General features: G+C 64.8%; 4 protein-coding genes. 2 read left to right on the plus strand and 2 right to left on the minus strand.

Annotated elements, in window-relative coordinates; all coding sequences use genetic code 11:
* Positions 1 to 119 precede the first annotated feature (119 nt).
* Together ACVOLI_RS20360 and ACVOLI_RS20365 are read right to left on the minus strand one after the other, a co-directional pair.
* On the minus strand, positions 120 to 962 hold the full coding sequence (locus ACVOLI_RS20360) for an SDR family NAD(P)-dependent oxidoreductase (RefSeq protein ID WP_481615767.1): 843 nt from the start codon (positions 960 to 962) through the stop codon (positions 120 to 122).
* Between the two features lie 20 nt (positions 963 to 982).
* Positions 983 to 1,291, minus strand: a complete 309-nt coding sequence (locus tag ACVOLI_RS20365; RefSeq protein ID WP_481615768.1) for a hypothetical protein — start codon at positions 1,289 to 1,291, stop codon at positions 983 to 985.
* Positions 1,292 to 1,431: 140 nt separating this feature from the next.
* On the opposite strand from ACVOLI_RS20365, the gene ACVOLI_RS20370 reads away from it, so the two are divergent.
* The gene (locus ACVOLI_RS20370) at positions 1,432 to 2,670 is read left to right on the plus strand and encodes an MFS transporter (protein WP_481615769.1); all 1,239 of its coding nucleotides are present in this window, start codon (positions 1,432 to 1,434) and stop codon (positions 2,668 to 2,670) included.
* Between the two features lie 27 nt (positions 2,671 to 2,697).
* On the plus strand, positions 2,698 to 2,921 hold a 224-nt coding region (locus tag ACVOLI_RS20375; RefSeq protein WP_481615770.1), incomplete at its 3' end, for a hypothetical protein.

Genomic DNA, 2,921 nt, shown 5'->3' on the forward strand with positions numbered 1-2,921 from the left:
AGAGCGATTCCCGCCTTCGCGGGAATGACGAGCCGGAGCAAGAGCGATTCCCGCCTTCGCGGGAATGACGATCTGGAGGTTGGCTGGGAATGACGATCTGAGAGTGGGTTGGCACTGCCTCAATGGTTCTCCTCACCACCCGAGACATTGATCGCCTCGCCGGTGATGTAGACCGCGTCGTCCGAGCACAGGAACGCCGTGGCTGCGGCCGTATCCGAAGGCAGACCCGCGCGCCCTGCCGGAATGCGTGCACGCATGTCCGCCAGGTACTGCTCCACGCTCTTCCCCTGCTTTCCCGCGAAGTATTCGTTCTGCCAGGCACCCAGACCCGTGGTCACATGGTTCGGGCACACCGCGTTGACGTTGATCCCATGCGCTCCCAGCTCCAGCGCCGCGACGCGGGTCAGGCCGACCAGGCCGTGCTTGGACGAGCAATACGCCGCTGCATGCGGGAACGCCGACTTGGCCGCCTGCGAAGCGATGTTGACGATGCGGCCACCACCCTGGGCAATCATCTGCCGGCCGGCATGCTTGATGGTCAGGAAGGCGCCGCGCAGGTTCACGCCCAGCACCGCGTCCCATTCCCTGGCATCGATGTCGACCAGCGACTTCATCAAATAGCCGATGCCGGCGTTGTTGACCAGGATGTCGAGGCGGCCGAAGCGCTCGACCGTGGCCTTGACCACTGCCTCCACCTGCGCCTCTTCCAGCACATCCAATGCCATCGCCACGCACTCGCCACCGCTGCCGGCAGCCAATTCGGCGGCAACCTGCGCCAGCTCCTCGTCGGTACCCACCGCAGTGACCGGCATCTCGGCGCCGCGCACCTGGCCGATGTCGGTCAGCACCACCTTGCAGCCTTCCTGCAGCAGGCGGCGGGCAATGCCCTCGCCCAGGCCGGCGCGGCGACCAGCGCCGGTGATGAGTGCGACCTTGCCCTGCAATTCGGGGAAACGAGCCATGACCAATGTTCCTTGTGCGCTTACAGCGCGCTGGTGAGGATGAACAACGGATTGTCAGCGTATTGCTGGAACTGCGCTGCACCGGCCTGCACGCTCGGGTCGGCGAGGTCTGCGCCGAACGCGGCCATGTCCGGAATGCGCATCAGCTCGATGTAGTCGTACGGGGAACTGCCTTCACCAATCAACAGACCGCTGGCCTTGAGTACCTCGAACGTCTCCACCGACGGCAGCGCATTGACCACCGGCAGGTCGCTGGCACGCGCCCAGGCCTCGTATTCCTCACGGCTGACGCCGGCTTTGAGGTTGAACAGGACGATCACGGTTTGCATGGCTTCCTCCCGGGTAAAAGACTGTGGCACACTTTGTCCGGACAAAGTGTAGGCATGCCATCCGTTCCCGGTCAACGTCGGCGGCGGAAGTCCCCCACCGGCGTATCTACCTGCCATAACCCAACTCTTGAGGTGCGTCGATGAAGTTGAAGCGTTATTACCCGTGGTTGATGGCGTTGATGGGGATGCTGGTGCTGCTGGTCTCCAACGGCCTGACCGTGACCGGCCTGACCGCTTTCGACGAATCCCTGCTCAAGGACTTCGGCTGGAGCCGCAGCGAGCTCAAGCTGCGCGACCTGATCACCCTGGTGCTGGCCGGCTGGATGGCGCCGTTCCTGGGTGCGCTGATCGACAAGGTCGGCCCGCGCAAGCTGGTGTTGGCCGGCATCGCGCTGCTGGCGGCGCTATATGCGGCCTATGCGCACATCCATTCGTTGGCCCACCTGTACTGGATCCACGTCGGCTTTGCCGCGGTGCTGGTCGCCGCCGGCCTGAATGTGGCGGTGATCTTCGTCTCGCAGTGGTTTGCCACCCATCGCGGCACCGCGATCGGCATTGCCCTGGTCGGTACCAGCCTCGGCGGCATGGTGTTCCCCAAACTCGGCGTGCAGCTGATGCAGAGCATGGACTGGCGCGCCGCGCTGCTGTGGGAAGCCGCAATTCCATTGGCGTTCCTGATCCTGGCCTTCCTGTTCGTGCGCAGCCCGCGCCCGGGCGGCATCCAGCCCTGGGGCGCGGACACGCTGGCCGCCAAGGCAGCCGCTGGCAAGCCGGCCGCGTCTTCATTGCCGGACCTGAGCTACCAGCAGGCGATGCGCACCCGCACCTTCTGGGTGCTGGCCTTCGTGGCGATGACCACCTTCTTCTCGATCATGGCGGTCGCGTCCAACCTGTTCCTGCACATGCGCGACCTCGGCTTTGAGCCGGCCACCGCTGGTAATGGCCTTGGCCTGATGTTCGGGCTGGCGATGGTGGGCAAGTTCATCTTTGGCTTCCTTGCCGATGTATTGCCGGCCAAGCGCGTGTTCCTGGTCAACCTGACGATCATGGCCGCAGGTGCATTGATCCTGGCGACGATGCGTGCCGACCTGATCTGGTACTCGCTGGCCCTGTTCGGGCTGGGCTGGGGTGGCCTGTACACGATGATCCAGCTGCTGGCGGTCAACGCCTTCGGCTTGGGCTCGGCCGGCAAGATCCTCGGCACCATCACCCTGCTCGATGCGACCACCGCCGGCCTCGGCATCTGGGTAACGGCCAAGATCTTCGATATCACCAAGAGCTACCACATCGCTTTCAGCCTGATCTGCGCGCTGATCGTGCTGGCCCTGCTGGCCGCAACCCTGGTGCGCGACGAACGCGCGCGCGCCTCGGCCACCTGATTCCCACTACTGCACCGGAGAGACCCCATGCCCGTGATGGAAACGTCCAACCTCACCGCCCGCCAGTACTGGGAGCAGGTCAAGGCCAACCCCAACCGCGCCAGGTTCGGCTTCGGCGCGCGCCCGGCCATCGTCAACATCGATGTGCAACGCGCCTATACCGACCTGGCCGCGTTCAAGACCGCGTATGAGACCGACCCGCGCCAGATCGAGCACATCAATGCGCTGTCGGCGCAGGTGCGCGCGCTCGG

The organism is Stenotrophomonas sp. STEN029 (genome assembly GCF_056760015.1).